Raw genomic sequence first — 16,927 nt, 5'->3', positions numbered from 1 at the left:
GTCGGTACCCGTGCGGCCCGCGCGGCGGGTCCGTGCGACGGCGGCCCGTGCGCCGGGCCCGTGCGCCGGGCCCGTGCGCCGGGCCCGTGCGCCGGGCCTCAGCGCAGCGCCTCCGCCGCCGCCTCCGCGATCACGTCCGCCACCGCCGACAGTACGGGCGAGTCCAGCTTCCACTGCTGCCAGTACAGCGGTACGTCCATCGGCCTGCGCGGCGCCAGCAGGACCAGCCGCCCCTCCCGTACCAGCGGGCGCGCCTGCGGTTCCGGCACCAGCCCCCACCCCAGCCCGGCGACCACCGCGTCGCGGAAACCCTCCGAGGTCGGCACGTAGTGCCGCACCGGGCCCGCGCCCCCGTCCGGCTCCCCCGCCAGCTCCCGTACGAACGCGTCCTGGAGATCGTCCTTCCGGTCGAACACGATCGTCGGCGCCACCCGCAGGTCCCGCTCCAGCGCCCCCGTCAGATGCCGGGCCGCGAAGGCCGGACTGGCCACCGGCAGGTACCGCGCCAGCCCGAGCCGCCGGACGCTGCACCCCGCCACCGGGTCCGGCGAGGAGGTCACCGCGGCCATCACCTGCCCCTCCCGCAGCAGCACCGTGGTGTGCGACTCGTCCTCGCGGTGCAGCTCGAAGCAGACGGGCGGATCCTGCGGCACGCGGGTCAGCGCCGGCAGGAACCAGGTGGCGAGGGAATCCGCGTTCACCGCGATCGGCAGCCGCACCGGCCCCATCCCGTCGGCCATCCCCAGCTCGGCGCGGGCATCGCGCTCCAGCCGGGCCAGCTGCCGGGCGAACCGGATCACCACCTGCCCGGACTCCGTGGCCCGCACCGGCTTCGTCCGCATCAGCAGCACCCGCCCGGTCCGCTGCTCCAGGGCCTTGACCCGTTGGCTGACGGCGGACGGCGTCACGTGCAGGGCGGCGGCCGCGGCATCGAAGGTGCCCTCGTCGACCACGGCCAGCAGTGTCCGTACCTGGTCCAGGGGAAGCTCATCCATCACGAGCGCTAATGGTACGTAAAAATCTTTAGCTGTACTGAAAGGACCTGGCTGCTTAGCGTCGGTGTCATGACACACGGCATCATCACCGCGGCCCTCGCCGGTTTCGGCACGGGACTCTCCCTCATCGTCGCCATCGGCGCGCAGAACGCCTTCGTCCTGCGCCAGGGCGCCCGCCGCCACGCGGTCCTCGCCGTCGTCGCCATCTGCGCCGTCTCCGACGCCCTCCTCATCGCCCTCGGTGTGGCCGGCGTCGGCGCCTTCGTCACCGCCTGGCCGGCCGCCCTCACCGTGGTCGGCCTCGCCGGGGGCGGATTCCTGATCTGCTACGGGGTCATGGCGGCCCGCCGCGTCCTGCGGCCCACCCCCGGCGCCGCCCTCACCACGGAGGGGGCCGCCCTCGGTTCGGGCCGCCGGGCGGTACTGACCGCGCTGGCCATGACCTGGCTCAACCCGCACGTCTACCTGGACACCGTCCTGCTCCTCGGTTCCCTCGCCGCGGACCGCGGTGACCTGCGTTGGGCCTTCGGCATCGGGGCCGGCCTGGCCAGCCTGACCTGGTTCGCCGGCCTGGGCTACGGAGCCCGCCTGCTCAGCGGCCTCCTCGCCCGCCCCTCCGCCTGGCGGGTCCTGGACGGTCTGGTGGCAGCCACCATGGTCACGATGGGCGGCCTCCTGCTGGCCCGGGCCTGACCTGCGCGTCCCCCAGCCGAATCCCCCCGAACCGGGCCCAGCAGCCAATACGGCCCCTAGGATTCCGTCATGGGCAGGCGGGCCGGAATCGTGGGGGCGGACGGGGTGGTCGGGGCGGCCGAGGCGGTCGGGTACGACGGGAGTCGGCCCGCGGAGGACGACGACGGCACGGTCGTGCCGTTGCCGGGATGGATCTCGCCCGTCCTCAAGCACCGCGGCGGTCACGACTCGCTGGGCCTGCAGACCACGACCCAGGACCGGCTCATGCCCGAGTTGCTGCCCGGCATCCTCCAACTGTCGCGTCGCGCCCGGTACCTCTCGTTCTACGCGTTCCTCCTCTCCACCTACGCGCAGGACCGCCGGCCCGAGGGCCCGCACGCGCTCCATCAGTACATCCGGCAGTGGGAGTGGGACTACGGCCTGGCCGTGCTCCACTGCCCCCGCCCGTGCGGATCCTCCCCGATCGGGGCCAGGCGGCTCGATCCGCTGGTGCGCAACGGCACCGGCCCCTTCCCGCGGGGCCTGTCGGTCAAGAGCCCCCAGGGCGGCTACGGGCTGAACTACCGCGCCCCGCTCATCGACTTCGGTGTCGTCGTCAGGGAGGGGACACCGCTCGGCGGGATCCCCCTGCCCCTGGACGTCCTGAGCCCGGCCGAGCCGGCCCAGCGCCTCGCGGACACCTTCCGGGCCGCGGTCCGGCACACCGCGTACCACCGGGAGCGGATGTGGGAGGCGGACTTCCCCCTGGAGGCCGACGTACTGGAGGAGTTCGCGGAGGCGGCCTGTCTGTGCCGGCTCGACGAGCACCGGCACGAGGCCGAACGGGAAGCCCTGCACGCCGTGATGCTGGGCGCGGGAGCCGCAGCCACCACGGGCACCGGCAGCCCGACGGCCCGTCAGCGCAGCCTGAGCGTGGCCCACTTCCTCAGCCTGGTCGAGACCGACCCGGAAGTCGTCACCTCGGTCGATGCCTTCCGCCAGGCCCTCTGGGAGCCCGCGACGCGCGGCCGGAGCCACGCCGTCGTCGCCGGCCAGTGGGCTGCCGTGGCCGCCAAGGACGTCTGGCAGGAGGCGCTCTGCTCGCTCTGGGACGGCTTCTGCGCTACGGGTTCCAGCCGTGGCAGGCCCCTGACCTGGCAGGAAGCCCGCGAGGTGGCCTACGGGCTGCTGCCGCCGCAGTCGCCCCTCAGCGCGGCCTCCCGTACCTCCGAGCTGGCCGCCGCCCTGGCCGCCGGGACGGTGCGGCTGACGGACGGGCACGGCCACGAGGTGGCCGTCGCCCGCGCGTCCCTGGAGGAGCTGCGACAGCTCGTCCGGAGCCTGCGTACGGCCGGCTCCGCGGTCGTGCTGTTCCTGGAGCTGATGCGGCGCATGGCGGGCAGGGCGGGCCCCGGCTGGGACGAGGCGTCCGCGGTCGGCTCGCGCTGGCAGCCGTCCCTCGCGCGGGTCGCCGCCGAACTCCGCGCCCACCTCGCCCCGGAGCCGACGCTCGGGGAGACCGTGTGGTGGCTGCTGCGGCGGTTCGTCCTCGACGTGCACGAGCGGATCGCGTACTCGAAACTGCCCGAGTTCACCTTCCGGTTCCGCTGGGAGCAGGGGTTGCTGCGCTTCTACGACCTCCCCGCGGGCGGGCTCTCCCCGGCGGGGATCCGCGCCGAGGTCCTGGCGTCGCTCACCGGCGATCTCGGCCTGTGGAGGTGGCCGGACGGTCCCGAAGGCCCGCGCCCGGCGGAACTGACGGACCGCGGTCGGCACTTCGTGGAGAGGGTGCTGGGATGACGGAGCCGCTGGTACGGCCGGTGGCGGAGCTGTTCTCGCCCGAGGTCCGAGCCCTGTGGGCCACCACGTACAGCCTGGACCTCGGGCTGGTCAACGGGTTCCTGCTGCCCCGCCTCGGCGACCCGCCGCTGAACGTCGCCGTGCTCGCGGACCGGCGGCGGCTGGCCGCCGACCTGGCCCGGATCCCGGACCAGATGGCGGGCGCCGTGGCCACCGCCAACAGCCGGTGGCTGCTGCGCGGCGTCCACGGGCCCGGGGCCCCGGGGCAGGCGGTCTTCCACCCGAAGTCGTATCTCGCCCTGGCCCGGCGCGGCACGACCCTTCTCGTGGGTTCGGGCAACCTGACCCTGCACGGCCTGGACACGGGCAAGGAGGTGTTCACGGCCTTCCGCTCGGGCACCCCGGTCGGCGACGCCGCCATCGCCGCGTGGCAGGCGTGGATGCGCCGGCTGGTGGACGCGACCGGTGACACGGTGCTCGCCGGCCGGTTCCAGCGGCTCCAGGCAGCGCTGGAAGCGACCGGTGCCGGCGGGAACGGCAGCGGGAACGGAGACGGGCCCACGGCGCCTTCGCCGCTGCTGCACAACCTCGACGTGCCGATCGGACGGCAGCTCACCGAGCTGGTCGCCAGGGACGGCGGGCAGGTGAGGGCGCTCTGGCTGACGGCCCCGTTCTACGACGAGAAGGCCGCCGCGGTGGGCCGGCTGCTCAAGGCACTGCGCCCCGAGCGGGTGCACGTCTTCGTCTCTCCCACCACGAGTGTCAACGGCGCCCGGCTCGCCCAGCGGCTCACGGCGAGCGGGGCACGGGTCCTCGTCACCTCCTACGGACCGGAGGCCTTCGTCCACGCCAAGCTCATCGGCATCGAGGGCGAGCGGCGGGGATGGCTGCTGTCCGGTTCCGCCAACCTGTCGATGGGCGCGCTGTGGCGGCGGGCGGACGAGGGCAACACCGAGCTCGCGGTGCTCGCGCCCGCCGGTCCCGAGCAGCTCGGCGCCGTGTTCGCCGCACCGGGGGTCGAGCGGACCGGGCAGGACCTGGGCGCCCTGACCGGCCTCCGCTTCAGCAGCGATGCGGACGGGGAGCCCCTGCCCGTGCGGCTGCTGAGCGCGGCCGTCCAGGCCGACGGGTGCGTCCTCGTCCGGACGGAGCCGCCCCTGGGCGACGGCTGGGCGCTCAGCGACCTCGCGGAACGACAGCCGCTGACGGCGCTGCCCGACGCGACGGCCATGACCTCCGGACCGCTGGCCGGCCGGCTGGTGGAGGTGGTCGACCACGACGGGCGGCCGCTGTCCGACCGGCTCATCGCCGACGACCCCGTACGACTGGAGGCGACACTCACCCATACGACGGCCTCCACGGGCCCCGCTCCACCCGCCGAACTCGACGAGGCGGTGCGGGACTCGTTCCTCGGCCGCCAGCTGCTACGGCTGAACCGGACGCTCATCTTCGACGCGAACGACGTGCTCGCGCCCGGCGGTCCGCGAGGAACCGGGGACACGCCGGAGCCGGTGGGAGACGGGCACACCACGGGCACCGGGGTCGACAGCGTCTGGGACCGGCTGGGGCGTGAGGAGCTGGGACGCGACCCGCGGGCGGGCACGTACGCACGGATGCTCGGCCGCCGGTCCTTCACCGGGCCCGAGCCCTTCCTGCTCCTCCTGGACTCCCTCCGTCTGCGTACGCCGGCTGCCTCCGCCGAGCCGCCGGGCGCGCCCGTGCCGCCGCCGGGCTCACTGCTGGAGCGGCTCCTCGTGCGGAGCGACGCCCCGGAAGGGGAGCCGGAAGGGGAGCCGGAGGGCGAGGACACGGCCGGCGGGACGACCGCCCACAGCTGGACGCTGAAGCAGCGGATCAGGGTCCGCGCCCGCAATCTGCTGCACCGCTGGGCGACGGCGCTGGCCGATGCGCGGCTGTCCTGGATCGACCCGCTGGCACCCGCGGTGAACTTCGCCGCGCTCACGCAGACCTTGGTCGAGCTCCGGCTCGAAGCCGCCTGCCGCCCGGAGTCCGTCGAACTCACCGCCGAGGACCTGGACGAGGTCTGGGAGCTGCTGCTGCGCTCCTTCGCCGGTGCGGGTGACGGGCGGGGCTGGCTCGACCGCCTCGACCCGGCCGACCGCGACGAGGCGCGGCACCGGCTGTCCGACTGGCGGGACCTCCCGGAGGCGGTCGCGGCGCTGTGCTGGCTCGCGGTGCGCCCGGGACACGTCGGCCGGGAGCGGAAGATAGCCCTCCAGCCGTTGATCGGCGCCGCCCTGGACCACGGACTGCTGAACTCCACCGAGCGCACCGGCCGCTACCTGTCGCTGGTGACGGGAACCCGCGTCAGGCGCGGCGATGTCGACGACCGCCTCCTCGAGGTCATGGAGTTCATCGACGATCCGCTGTGGTGCCGGCGACGGGCCGAGGAACTCGGTCTGGCCGGCCTGGAGCTGGAGACCACCCGCACCGGCGTCAAGGTGACGGTGCGGGGGGTGAGCGACCCGCTGACCGACCCGCGCATACCGGAACTGGTGCTCGCCGCCCGCCGGCACAGCGGACACGACGGTGTGTCGCTGTTCGACGACGGGGAGCGGAGGTGGCGCCTCTCGCTCTTCACGGGCGAACCGATCGCGTACCTGCCGAGCTTCGGGACGGCGACCTACGACGCGCTCGAATCCGCACGTCCCCTGCGGAAGGGCGACCTGGAGTCGGCCCGCGCCGACGGCGCCTCACTGGCCGCCTGGTTCACCGACGACACGGCGCTCCTCGGCCCGCGGACGTGAGCAGGCGTGACCAGGAGGGCGGGAATGACGGGGAGGGCGAGGAGGGCGGGAAGGGGACGGGGATACCCGCCCGGTCCGACGGGGGATGCGGACCGGGCGGGAGTTCTCAGCCCGCCCTGCCGAGTTTACTGTAGGCAGCACCCACTTTTGTGAGCCAGGCGACTTCCGCGGTGAAATTGTCCGTGTCGCGGTCGTCGAAGTCGCCGGCGTCCTTGTTGTCACGGGGGATGGTGCCGGTTCGTTTGGCGTGCAAGGCCTGCTTGATCTGTGCCGCCTCGACGAAGGCCTGGCGGTACTCGTCGGTCATTTCCCGGCCGGGTCCGCCGGCGCCGCCGGTGGTGCGCTCGATGTACGGGCGCAGCTCCCGCCAGCCGTCGCGTATCTCGACGACGCGCCGGTGGAGCCGGTAGTCGAGGTCGGAGACCGAAGTCCCGGGCGGCTCCAGGGCGATGCCCGGGGAAGCCTCGTAGAGGTCCCGCCAGAGCGGGTAGAGGGCGCGGTAGGACCGGTAGGTGCGGGTCCACTCCAGCAGCCTCGTCGCCGCGGGGCCCCAGGAGGGCATGGTCAGGCTGAGCGAGGTGGCGATGATGCCCAGCGTGTTGAGGACGGAGGCGGCCGCCTCCCTCCAGGTCCCGATCTCGAACCCGGCCGCGACCGTGAGGACGTTGACCGTCCTCACCAGGCTGTAGAGGAACAGGATCACCGCCCCGACGGACAGCATGCGCAAGGCCTGCCGCAGGGAGGCGTTGTCGGTCATCCGGGCGTAGGGACCGCACTGGCGGAAGACGGTGATGCAGGGCACCGCCTGGGAGGCGATGAAGGCCAGGAGGTACGTGAGGAGCAGCGGGTCGCCGCTGCCGTCGAAGTCCAGCGGAGCCCGGCTCGGACCGTCGACGAGGAAGAAGAGGGCCGTCAGGGCCACGTTGAGGGTGATGCCGGTGACCACCCAGAAGCGCGTCTTGCGTACCGCCTCCTCGCCGTCGGCCGCCCAGAACAGCAGGATGATCTGCGCGCTGATGCAGAAGGCGACCGCCGCCAGGTGCATGAGGAGGATGGCGAGATTGCCGACGCCCAGGAAGCTCTCGCTCCGCATGGCGACGGCGCCCATCGTGAAGGTGAGGCACTGGAACACCAGGGTGGTGATCAATATGCGGTAGGAGGTGTCCTTCCAGCTGCGCCGCCCTTGGCACAGCCGGTAGACGAGCGCGGCGTACGACGAGAGCGCCGCGATGACGAAGCAGAGGGTTCTGATGGTGTTCACGGTGGGGCTCTCCTGCAGGTGCCGCGGGTGCAGCGCATGATTCGGCCGGCGTTGCCGGCCAGGGGGAACCGTACCCGCCGCGAGACCCGGCCCCGACCCCAGCCTGTTTTTAGGGCGAACTCGGCGCCGGGGCGCGCCGCTGGGACCTCGGCGACCCGGCCCCCTTCCGCGCCGCGGCGCGGGCCGTGGTGAGCGTGGTCAACGATCCGGACGACCGCGTCCTGCGGGCCGCGCTCGCCGGAGGCGTCCCGTACGTCGACGTCACGCGCTGGACCTCCGGCGTGCAGCGCGCGGCGGCGCTGGCCTCGCTCGGCCCGGCCGGCCCCGCCGCCCCGCCGGCCGGCCGGCCGGGCCGGCTCACGCCTGCGGGAGCCGGACCTGGGCGGGGGTGTCGTCGAGGAAGCCGCCCGACTGGTGCTGCCACAGCTTCGCGTAGGCGCCGTCCGCGGCGAGCAGCTCCTGGTGCGTGCCCTGCTCGACGATGCGGCCGCGGTCGAGGACGACGAGCTGGTCCATGGTGGCGACCGTGCTCAGCCGGTGTGCCACCACGAGCGCCGTCCGCCCGTCCATGAGCCGCCACAGCGCGTCCTGGACGAGGATCTCGCTCTCGGAGTCCAGGGCGCTGGTCGCCTCGTCGAGCAGCAGGATCGGCGCGTCGCGCAGGATCGCCCGGGCGAGGGCGACCCGCTGGCGCTGTCCGCCGGACAGCTTCACCCCGCGCTCGCCCACCATGGTGTCGAAGCCCTCCGGAAGCGCGTCGGCGAACTCCGTGACGTGCGCCGCCTCGGCCGCGCGGCGGATCTCGGCTTCTGTGGCGTCCGGCCGGGCGAAGGCGATGTTGTCGCGCAGCGTGCGGTGGAACATCGCCGGGTCCTGCGGCACGTAGGCGATCAGGCTGCGCAGGTCGGCCTGGGACAGCTTGGTGATGTCCTGCCCGCCGATCAGGATCCGGCCGGCGTCGATGTCCGTCATCCGCAGCAGCAGCCGGCTGAGCGTGGTCTTGCCGCCGCCGGACCGGCCGACGAGACCGATCTTCGTCCCGCTGGGCACGGCCAGCTCCAGGCGCTCGAAGAGCGGCTCCGCGCCCGCGTGGGCGAAGGTCACCTGCTCGAAGTGCACGTCGGCGGACTTGGACAGCAACGGCTCCGGGAACTCCGGGTCGAGCACCGTCGGCGGCGTCAGCAGCAGTTCGGTGAACTGCGCGGCCTCCGTCATCGAGCTCTCCAGGCGGCGGTAGATCTGATTGAACTCGAACATGATCCGCGTGGCGTTGGCGTAGTAGGTGAAGGCGACGATGACCGCCTCCACGCCGTGGTCTCCCCCGCCGAGCGCGACGGCGAGCAGCAGGCCCAGCACGTTGGTCAGTACGGACATCGGCGCGACCAGCGTGTCGATGCGCAGGTTGCCGTAGTCCCACGAACGCAGCGTGAGCCGCCGGGACTCCGCGACACGGGAACGGTGCTCGGCGGCCTCACGCGCCTCGGCGGCGAACGACCGGACCGTGTCCATGTTCATCAGGCTGTCCGCGACGTGGCCCGACACCCGGGCGATCGCCTCCTCCCGCTGGGCGACGAGCGTCTGACGGCGACGGATGAGGGGCGTCACGCACAGCCCCGTGAACGTGATCATGGTCAGGAGCCCGGCGACGAGCAGCGGGTCGTACTGCCACAGCACCACCGACGCGAACACCAGGGGCACGAAGCTGCCCATGACCGAGAACGTCAGCGTGTCGACGAACTCCTCGAAGCGGGAGGCGAAGCTCAGGACCCGCTTGGTGAGCGACCCCGCGAAGTTGTCGTGGAAGAAGGCGGCGTCCTTGGCGAACAGCTCGTCCATGCCGATCACGTACAGCTGCTCGATGCCGCGGGCGTCGAGGCGGTTCAGGCAGTGCAGTCCGATGCGCCACAGCGTCTCCGCGAGCAGCAGCACCCCGGCGAAGCCGAGCACGTAGGGCATCGTCCAGCCGATGCCGCCGCCGGTGTCCCCGTCCCCGGCGATCCGGCCGACGAGCTTGGCGACGACCAGCGGTGCGATGTAGTTGATGCCGATGTTGCCCAGCGCCGGGAGCAGCATCGCGGGGGCCGTCAGCCATCGGAACCGGGCCAACTCCCTGCCGTAGTAGCGGAGCGCGAGGAGCACCGGGCCCCTGCGGGGTGAACTTCCGTGCGATTCGGGCGATCCCATCCCAACCCTGCCTTGTCGGACCGTCAGGTCAGAAAACGGAGTGTCCCGCACGGGCGCCCGCGCGGTCCAAGCGTTTTCTGCCTCCGGAACCGGCCGGCCCGGGATCAGCCCAGCGTCGCGGGTGTCGGGCCGTCGGGGCGGACGGTGATGCTGTACGCGGCCTTGGCCGGGGCGGACCGGAAGCGCGGGATGTGGGCGGGCAGCAGGTGCTCCAGGAGGACGGTCGACTCCCGCAGGGCGAACTGCAGGCCCAGGCAGGCGCGGGGGCCGATGCCGAACGGGAGGTAGCTCCCGGGGTGGGTGGGGCGGGCGCCGGGGGTGGTGAAACGCCCCGGATCGAACCGCGCGGGGTCTTCCCAGAGGCCGGGGTCCCGGTGCGTCAGGTAGGGGCAGACCAGCACGTCGGTGCCGGCCTCGATCGCGTATCCGGCGAGGACGTCGTCCTGCGCCGCGCAGCGCGGCAGTATCCAGGCGGACGGGTAGAAGCGCAGCGTTTCGTGGACGAGCGCCTGGACGGCCTGCCGCCGCTGGGGTGAGCCCTCGGCGCCCGCGGCGAGGGCCTGCTCGCGAGCCTGCGGGTTCCGGTCCAGCAGGAGGTACAGCCAGGTCAGGGTGGTGGCGGTGGTCTCGTGACCGGCGACCAGCAGGGTGACCAGCTCGTCGCGGATCAGCCGGTCGGTGTACTCGGGATGCGTTCCGGCCGCTTCGAGCAGGACGTGCAGCAGACCCGGGCCGTCGGGTCCGGCCTCGCCGTCGCGGGCGGCGGCGATGGCGCGGCTCGCCACGGCGTCGACGGTGGCCAGCTCGGCGGCGACGGCCTCCTGGGCCGCGGCGCCGTCGGCGGGCAGGCTGGGCAGTACGGCCACCACGGCGGGTACGGCGGCCAGTTCGCGCTCCGTACCGGGGTCGAGGGGGTGTCCGGTCAGGGACCGCCAGATGGTGTCCAGGGCGAAGCGGCGCATCTCGTCGCCGACGTCGAGGACCTGCCCGGTGCGCGCGTACGCGGCCCAGCGCGCCGCGGTGGTCCGGGCGGCCTCGGCGATCCGCTGCTCGTAGCGGCGCATCCCCCGGCCGGTGAACTGGGACTGCAGCAGCCGCCGTTGCCGCTGCCACGCCTCGCCCGTCGCCGCCAGAAGGCCGTCGCCGATCAGCGGCCGGGCGCGGTGCGAGCGCTTCACGTACCGGTCGGCGTGGAGCGCGAGCACGTGCTGCACGGCCTGGGGGGCGGTGACCAGGACGGTGGGGCGCGGCCCGAGCCGGAACGCGGCGACGCCGCCGAGCCGTTCGCGGGCCTGGGCGAAGAGGTCGATCAGCTCCCCTCCCCCGGCCTGCCACTGCCCGACGAGGGCGGGTTCCAGCTCGGGGACGCTGCGGGCTGCCGGGGTCGGGCTCGGGTGGGAGCCGGTACGGGCGTGCGTGGCCACGGGATGCTCCTGTTCGACAGCTGTACGCCGTCACGGACCGGATGCGGGCATCACGCACTGTAGGGGAGCGGGCGCGCTGGGCAACAGGCCGCCTTCCGGAGGCGGAGCGGTCAGGCGGGGATCTCGATCACGCCGATGGGTTCGGAGGACGGGTGGGCGGAGCCGCCGACGGGTTCGACGGTGACGCCGACGGCCGTGGCGCGCTCGACGGCGCCGTCGAGCAGCTCGATGTGCCAGTTGCCGCGTCCCGGGAAGGTGCCGGCGGGGCGGGGCCCGCCGATGTCGTCGTACCAGAGGGCGTACACCTGGTCCGCGGAGAGTTTCGGCAGGCCGGAGGCGATGAAGGCGGCACGGCTCTCGCTGCGGGAGATGATCACGCAGCCGGTGGCCCCGTCGGGGAACTCCGTGGCGGTGATCCGGGCGTCGGGCGCGGCCAGGACCTCCGCGAGCCGGGCGGCCGGGGCCTGGCCGACCACGGCGAGGCGGGCGCGCGCCTCCTCGGCCGCCCGGTGCTGCAGGTACGCGACCCCGCCGAACGCGGCGGCGAGGGCGAGGGAGGCGGCCAGCGCCCAGCGCAGGGCGCGAGCCGGGCGGGCCGCGGGGCGGGACACGGGGTGCGGCCGCCGGGGCCCGTCGCGGTCCGGGAGGGAGTCCTGTGGGGTGACGGCGATCTCGTCGAGGACCCGGCGGCGCAGACCGGGCGGGGGCTCCACGGGGTCCACCTCGGCCAGCTCGGCGGCGGCCGCGCGGAGGGAGGCGGCCTCGCGGCGACAGCGGGTGCACACCGCGAGGTGCCGGGCGAAGGCCTCGTCCTCCTCGGGTGTGAGGGCGTGCAGGACGTACGCGGCGAGCGCGGCGTGCGGGTCGGGAGCGATGGTCATCGGGACGCCTCCAGACAATCGCGCAGCCGTTGCAGTCCGTCGCGCAGCCGTGACTTCACGGTTCCCTCGGGCGATTCCAGGGTGCGCGCCGTCTCCCGGTAGGTCATCCCCTCGTAGAAGGCCAGCCGGACGGCCTCCCGCTGGTCCCGGCTCAGCTCGCCCAGGCAGCGGCGCACGCGGGCGTGCTCGTCGCGGCCCTCCACGGTGTCGGCCACCTCGTCGTACGGCGGCACGCGGTCCAGCAGGGCCGCCTTCTCCTCGCGCTCCGTACGGGCCCGGGCGGCGCGGACGCGGTCCACGGCGCGGCGGTGCGCCAGCAGCAGCACCCATGCGCGCGCGGTGCCGAGCTCCGGCCGGAAGCGGTCGGCGGTGCGCCAGACCTCGACCATCACGTCCTGGGTCACCTCCGCGGCCTGCGCCTCGTCCCGCAGGACCCGGCAGACCAGGCCCATGACGGGGGCGGAGAGCGCGTCGTAGATCGGGGCGAACGCCTCCTGGTCGCCCTTGGCGACCCGGAGGAGCAGCGCGTCCAGTGCGCCGGCCCCCTCCCCGCGGCCGTCCGTACCGTCCGCGGCGGCGGTGGTGTCCGTGCCGTCCGCGGCGGCGGTGTCCGCGCCGCTCGTGTCTCGCGCCGGATCCGCCTCGCCGGCGTCCGCCCTGTCTGCCCTGTCCGCCATCAGACGTCCCGTGTCCTCGGGTGCACCTGCTCCCGATCCCACCACTGTTGCGGGTCCGGCGCATTCGGAGAACGGGGAAAGCGGCGGGATCCTGCGGCTGCGGGACCCTCGCCGCTTTCCGCCACGGCGGGCGGAGCACGTCCTACCAGCGGTCCTTGTAGGAGCAGTCCCAGTGGCCCTTGACCCACTGCTTGTCCCAGTGGCCGGGGACGTACACCCACTTCCAGTGGCCCTTGTGGCCCCGGGAGGAGTCGTTCCATCCGCTGTTCCGGTCACGGTTGCCGTCGCGGTCGTCCTTCCAGTCCCGGTCACGGTCGCGGTCGCGGTTGTCCTTCCAGTCCCGGTCACGGTCGCGGTCGCGGTCCCAGCCCCGGACCCACTTCTTCTCCCAGTGACCCTTGACCCACTTCTTCTCCCAGTGGCCCTTCTTCCAGACGCACTTCTTGCCGTGGTCCTGGGTGACGGATGCCGCGACGGTTGCCTGGGGTGCGGGGGCGGCTGCGGCCTGAGCGGCACCGCCGAGGGCCGCGCCGCCCGCGAGCGCTCCGGCCGCGGTGACGGCGACCGCCAGGCGCCTGACCCGGTAAGGAGCGGACATGAATCCCACCTCCTCGCCCTCGATCCTGCGAGGGCCGTGAACGATGTGGCACAAGGGATTCGATCCCGAGACCGGGATGGATGGGATTTTTCACTCATTTCTTTCCGGAGCCGGCCCCCGGCCCTTCCAGAGCCGGTCCCCGGCCGGCCCCCGAAAGCGTCACGTCGTTGCCCCGGGCGTACCGAGCGGCTTCCGACCGGTTCGCCATGCCGAGCATCGGTACTGCTGAACCCCAAGGCCATGATCCGGGCCGCGGTCGGATCCCGGGCGCCGACACTGCACGGACGGCGCCCGGCTGCCCCCCGGCGCTGACACCCCTGCCCGACTGCGGTTCCCCACCCCGCCCGGCCGAGCGAGCACCTGCCGAGGCGGCCACGAAGCCCGGGGCAGCGGCGTACGGAATGACGGGGCTGAGAAAGCACGTGCCATGGCCGCTCGCCGCAGTACTGCCGCGAGCCCGCTGGGCGGCTCGTGCCCTCGACGAGGACGCGTTCCAGGCCGCGATCGGGGAGCGGCCGGCAGCGATCTCCTTCCACCTGGCGGTGCACCCGACCTGATCGCCCGGGTGCACGATGCCGGCATCCTCTGGATCCACCAGGTCTCCAGCCGCGGTCAGGCCGACGGGGCTCTCCGGGCCGGAGCCGATGTCATCGTCGCCGAGGGCGGCGAGGCCGGCGGGCACGGCGGGGATGTCGGCACGATGGTGACGGTCCCCGACCTCGTCGACATGGCGGGCGAGGTACCCGTCCTCGCGGCCGGCGGGATCGCCGACGGCCGTGGCCTGGCCGCGGCGCTGACACCGGACGCGCAGGGCGTGCTGATGGGGTCACGCTTCCTCGCGTCGGAGGAGATGAGCGTGTCGCAGGCGTGGAAGAGCCGGATCGTCGAGTCGCCTCGGACGCGGTGAAGGCCGTGGGCAGCGAGCGGATCCTGCCGCCGTTCAACCGCCCGTCAGTGCCGGGGTGCCGCGCTGCCTTCCCACCCCCTGGTGGACGCCCTGCGCGAGCACCCTGGACAGGTGGACCCCGCAGAGACCGTGCCTCGCGTGATGGCCGCGATCCTGGCAGGCGGGGGCGAGGAGGACCTCCCCTTCACCGGCCAGTCGACCGCCCTCGTGCACGAGATCCTGCCCGCCTGCGAGATCGTCCGCCGGACCGTAAGGGAAGCCGAGGCGGCGCTGGCGGCAGCGGCCCGCGCCATCGGCCGAGGGTCATGACGGCCCTGCGCCCCGGATACGCGGAAGCCCCGCCGCGCTCGACGCCACCGCCCAGGCGCAGCTCATCCGTACCGGGGAGGCCACCGCCGAGGACCTCGTCACGGCGGCCGCCGCCCGGTTCCCCAGCCGCTTCGACGCCTGGCTCACTCCGGCTCCGGCTCTGGCCCAACCACCGCTCCTCCTGGGCGAGATGAACTCCCCGCCGCCGCCTCCGACATCAACACTCAGGGCTGACCCGGCCCGCTCATGCTCCGCGCCTGCCCCGTACGGTCCAGGCCCGCGCACGCAGCGGGATCGAGCCGTCCGCTGCCCGGGGCAGTGCCGACCGCAACCGCTCACGCAGCTCCGCGCGGCGCTCCTCCGGCAGGGAGGCCACGTAGGCGGGCGCCGGCCCCTGCCCTCCCAGGAACGGCTGCCAGTAGTCGTCGAAATCCGAGAACCGGGTAGCCACGCTGATCTCATCCGCCTCGACGTCCTCCAGCCCCGACCCGACCAGCAGCTCCCGCAGCGGCGCCCGGCCGCACAACGGGAACCTGACGGCCTCGTCCAAGTACTGGGCGTCCGGGTCCAGGGCGGACGCGGCGTCCCAGAAGGCGCGGATGGCCTCCATGCCTCCCTCCCCGTAGTCCCAGACGTACACCCCCACCAGCCCCCCGGGCCGGACCACACGAGCCATCTCGGCCGCCGCCCGCGGTGCGTCCGATACGAAGTTGAGCACGAGCCCGCTCACGGCCACCGACGCCGTGGAGTCGGCGAAAGGCAGGTTCACGGCGTCTGCCAGGACGAACCCCGCCCGCTGGTCAGCGATGTTCCTCCGTGCGTACGCCACGTAGCCGGCGGACGGATCGACGCCGACGACCGTCTCCGGTGCGGCCACATCCAGCACGGCCTGCATCACCGCACCCGTGCCACACCCGATGTCGCGCCAGCTCCCGCCAGGAGCCGCACCCATCCAGCGAACGAACCGGTGCGCCACCAACCGACTCCACCGGCCCACGTACGGCTCGTACGTCTCACCAGCCACCCACACCGGCCCACACCTCTCGGTAACATGCCGCCCCTTGTGCCTGAACACCCAGGGCGTCCATGGGACCCCCGAGTGCAGGACCGCGGTCGGCTGCCTTGAGCAAGCAGATCACCTCCCGTCAAGCGAAGGCGTGTGACGCACGGAGAGAGTGCCTACTTGCGGAAGAAGCGGCTCGCGGCCTGGTCGGCCTGACCCGGTCGGATCTGAATGGTCTTGCGGGTCAGGTTTCGTGTGGAGTGTTCGTGGCGAAGGACTTCAACCATGGGCTCATCTCCGGTTGCCGGTCATCCTGCTGTCGCTGTCTTCCGAGAGCCCCGAGGCGGTCGGCCCGTGCCGGTGTTGGGGCCGCGGGTCGATGCTGAGGCGAAGCGGACCGCGCGCGTGCTGGCCGCGGTGTCGAGCCATGCCGGACCTGTGGAGCGCACCCTCGCGCTGCGGCAGGCCGCCGCGGTCGCCGGCGAGCTGTCGGCCTCGCTGTCGGATCTGGCTCCGGCCGTGGTCGGTGAGGGACTGCCGGCGGAGTCGACCAGTCAGTCGTTCTTCCGGGTCCGTGAGGTGGAGCTGTCGGATCAGCAGGCTGCCCTGCACGGTGTCCTGGTCGTCCACCGCGGTCTGGAAGATCTGTGTGATGCTCCACTGTCGGGTTCCGACCTCGCGCTGGAGGTGGCCGGGATGCGGCAGTCGGTGCTCGATCTCACCGGCGCGGCGCCGGGCGCCGACCCTCACTCCATCCCGCCGGTGGCCGTCCGCGAGGCCTGTGCGGGATCGTCGTTGGAGAGCGTGTGGACTGCTCGGTGGCTCATCGGTCACCAGGTCCATGTCCTGTTCAACGTTTGCGCCGCGGTCGCCGTGGCCGACGCCACCCGCCATCTGCGGCACGGCGACGACGGTGCCGCGCTGACGCGGCTGGCAGATGCGACGGTGTACGTGCGCGGCTTCCCGGCGGCCATGACCCACGCCAGTACGATCCCGGCCGACTACTACATGGCGGCGATACGCCACACCATGGCGCCCCCGTCGGTGGACGTCCCGTTGAGCGGGCGCCAGCATCGCGGATACAAGCTCTTCCGGGCGGCGATGAAGGACCTGCTGTCCGTGGTGCCCGACTCCTACGAGCAATTGGCGGCCCGCGCCCCGGAGCTGGCCGAGGCACGGGGCGCGCTCCTGGAAGCCGACATCGTGGACGGTGAACGGCACGTCACCCTCGCGTACTCGATGGTGCATCTGCGCCGTTCCATCGCCCAGAAGCCCGAAGGCCCCGACAACGCCGTCGCAGAACTACGCCTCATGCGGCATCGCCGCGCGGCCCAGTACGCCTCGCTGATCCGATTCGGGGACCACTACATCGCCGACGCCGTGGCCGGCCTGCGCCACTCGTGAGTCCGCGCGTCCGCCGCCCACGCCCCCGGCAGGAGACCCCGATG

The 16,927-nt window shown here is 73.2% G+C and carries 15 protein-coding genes and 1 pseudogene; 8 read left to right on the top strand and 8 right to left on the bottom strand.

The annotated features are described in order from the left end of the window. Positions 1-98: 98 nt before the first annotated feature. Positions 99-995 carry a LysR family transcriptional regulator ArgP gene (locus AB0D94_RS02800; RefSeq protein WP_362044612.1) on the bottom strand — a complete coding sequence of 299 codons (897 nt, stop codon included), beginning with the start codon at positions 993-995 and terminating at the stop codon, positions 99-101. Between the two features lie 69 nt (positions 996-1,064). On the opposite strand from AB0D94_RS02800, the gene AB0D94_RS02795 reads away from it, so the two are divergent. The 3 genes from AB0D94_RS02795 to AB0D94_RS02785 all read left to right on the top strand — a co-directional run bounded on the left by AB0D94_RS02795 (position 1,065) and on the right by AB0D94_RS02785 (position 6,235). Next, a complete protein-coding gene (locus AB0D94_RS02795) occupies positions 1,065-1,688 on the top strand; it encodes a LysE/ArgO family amino acid transporter (RefSeq protein WP_362044610.1) in 624 nt (207 codons plus the stop codon). Positions 1,689-1,757: 69 nt separating this feature from the next. Continuing rightward, complete coding sequence (locus AB0D94_RS02790; protein ID WP_362044608.1) at positions 1,758-3,467, top strand: hypothetical protein; 1,710 nt, start codon at positions 1,758-1,760, stop codon at positions 3,465-3,467. Continuing rightward, positions 3,464-6,235, top strand: coding sequence for a hypothetical protein (locus AB0D94_RS02785; protein WP_362044606.1), 2,772 nt, complete (start codon positions 3,464-3,466; stop codon positions 6,233-6,235). Before AB0D94_RS02790 ends, AB0D94_RS02785 begins: the two co-directional genes overlap by 4 nt. Before the next feature lie 106 nt (positions 6,236-6,341). Here AB0D94_RS02785 and AB0D94_RS02780 read toward each other — a convergent pair whose 3' ends face one another. After that, positions 6,342-7,496 (bottom strand): MAB_1171c family putative transporter, encoded by a 1,155-nt coding sequence (locus AB0D94_RS02780; protein WP_362044604.1) that lies wholly within the window; start codon positions 7,494-7,496, stop codon positions 6,342-6,344. Between the two features lie 116 nt (positions 7,497-7,612). Here AB0D94_RS02780 and AB0D94_RS02775 point away from each other — a divergent pair. After that, a pseudogene (locus AB0D94_RS02775) lies at positions 7,613-7,813 on the top strand (saccharopine dehydrogenase); the annotation flags it as partial. A gap of 40 nt (positions 7,814-7,853) precedes the next feature. Here the strand turns inward: AB0D94_RS02775 and AB0D94_RS02770 are convergent. The 5 genes from AB0D94_RS02770 to AB0D94_RS02750 all read right to left on the bottom strand — a co-directional run bounded on the left by AB0D94_RS02770 (position 7,854) and on the right by AB0D94_RS02750 (position 13,260). Next, entirely contained in the window at positions 7,854-9,680 is a 1,827-nt protein-coding gene (locus AB0D94_RS02770) for an ABC transporter ATP-binding protein (protein ID WP_362044602.1), read from the bottom strand. A gap of 104 nt (positions 9,681-9,784) precedes the next feature. Next, a complete protein-coding gene (locus AB0D94_RS02765; RefSeq protein WP_362044600.1) occupies positions 9,785-11,104 on the bottom strand; it encodes a cytochrome P450 in 1,320 nt (439 codons plus the stop codon). 110 nt (positions 11,105-11,214) lie between these two features. Continuing rightward, positions 11,215-11,985 (bottom strand): anti-sigma factor, encoded by a 771-nt coding sequence (locus AB0D94_RS02760; protein WP_362044598.1) that lies wholly within the window; start codon positions 11,983-11,985, stop codon positions 11,215-11,217. Beyond that, positions 11,982-12,662, bottom strand: coding sequence for an ECF RNA polymerase sigma factor SigK (sigK, locus tag AB0D94_RS02755; protein ID WP_362044596.1), 681 nt, complete (start codon positions 12,660-12,662; stop codon positions 11,982-11,984). The genes AB0D94_RS02760 and sigK overlap by 4 nt, the downstream gene beginning before the upstream one ends. 142 nt (positions 12,663-12,804) lie before the next feature. Beyond that, entirely contained in the window at positions 12,805-13,260 is a 456-nt protein-coding gene (locus AB0D94_RS02750) for a hypothetical protein (RefSeq protein WP_362044594.1), read from the bottom strand. Between the two features lie 401 nt (positions 13,261-13,661). On the opposite strand from AB0D94_RS02750, the gene AB0D94_RS02745 reads away from it, so the two are divergent. The 3 genes from AB0D94_RS02745 to AB0D94_RS02735 all read left to right on the top strand — a co-directional run bounded on the left by AB0D94_RS02745 (position 13,662) and on the right by AB0D94_RS02735 (position 14,476). Continuing rightward, positions 13,662-13,817, top strand: a complete 156-nt coding sequence (locus tag AB0D94_RS02745) for a hypothetical protein (RefSeq protein ID WP_362044592.1) — start codon at positions 13,662-13,664, stop codon at positions 13,815-13,817. Positions 13,818-13,825: 8 nt separating this feature from the next. Next, positions 13,826-14,167: a nitronate monooxygenase gene (locus AB0D94_RS02740; protein WP_362044590.1), complete on the top strand. Its 342-nt coding sequence runs from the start codon at positions 13,826-13,828 to the stop codon at positions 14,165-14,167. 111 nt (positions 14,168-14,278) lie between these two features. Next, entirely contained in the window at positions 14,279-14,476 is a 198-nt protein-coding gene (locus AB0D94_RS02735; protein ID WP_362044588.1) for a hypothetical protein, read from the top strand. A 244-nt stretch (positions 14,477-14,720) separates the two neighbouring features. Here the strand turns inward: AB0D94_RS02735 and AB0D94_RS02730 are convergent, their stop codons facing one another. Beyond that, a complete protein-coding gene (locus AB0D94_RS02730; RefSeq protein ID WP_362044586.1) occupies positions 14,721-15,452 on the bottom strand; it encodes a class I SAM-dependent methyltransferase in 732 nt (243 codons plus the stop codon). 465 nt (positions 15,453-15,917) lie between these two features. Between AB0D94_RS02730 and AB0D94_RS02725 the strand changes: the two genes are divergently transcribed. Then, positions 15,918-16,883 (top strand): hypothetical protein, encoded by a 966-nt coding sequence (locus AB0D94_RS02725; RefSeq protein ID WP_362044584.1) that lies wholly within the window; start codon positions 15,918-15,920, stop codon positions 16,881-16,883. Positions 16,884-16,927: the final 44 nt, after the last annotated feature.

It is taken from the genome of Streptomyces sp. NPDC048255, from assembly GCF_040652415.1.
Classification (GTDB): domain Bacteria; phylum Actinomycetota; class Actinomycetes; order Streptomycetales; family Streptomycetaceae; genus Streptomyces.
The sequence above is the reverse complement of the archived record's forward strand: the minus strand, read 5'-3'. Positions and strand labels throughout refer to the sequence as shown.

What these genes read in the sequence shown, in the direction of transcription:
- AB0D94_RS02770 (WP_362044602.1), bottom strand. Translation starts at nt 9,680, where the DNA reads ATGGGATCGCCCGAATCGCACGGAAGTTCACCCCGCAGGGGCCCGGTG.
- AB0D94_RS02750 (WP_362044594.1), bottom strand. Translation starts at nt 13,260, where the DNA reads ATGTCCGCTCCTTACCGGGTCAGGCGCCTGGCGGTCGCCGTCACCGCG.
- AB0D94_RS02795 (WP_362044610.1), top strand. Translation starts at nt 1,065, where the DNA reads ATGACACACGGCATCATCACCGCGGCCCTCGCCGGTTTCGGCACGGGA.
- AB0D94_RS02785 (WP_362044606.1), top strand. Translation starts at nt 3,464, where the DNA reads ATGACGGAGCCGCTGGTACGGCCGGTGGCGGAGCTGTTCTCGCCCGAG.
- AB0D94_RS02800 (WP_362044612.1), bottom strand. Translation starts at nt 995, where the DNA reads ATGGATGAGCTTCCCCTGGACCAGGTACGGACACTGCTGGCCGTGGTC.
- sigK (WP_362044596.1), bottom strand. Translation starts at nt 12,662, where the DNA reads ATGGCGGACAGGGCAGACAGGGCGGACGCCGGCGAGGCGGATCCGGCG.
- AB0D94_RS02760 (WP_362044598.1), bottom strand. Translation starts at nt 11,985, where the DNA reads ATGACCATCGCTCCCGACCCGCACGCCGCGCTCGCCGCGTACGTCCTG.
- AB0D94_RS02790 (WP_362044608.1), top strand. Translation starts at nt 1,758, where the DNA reads ATGGGCAGGCGGGCCGGAATCGTGGGGGCGGACGGGGTGGTCGGGGCG.
- AB0D94_RS02745 (WP_362044592.1), top strand. Translation starts at nt 13,662, where the DNA reads ATGACGGGGCTGAGAAAGCACGTGCCATGGCCGCTCGCCGCAGTACTG.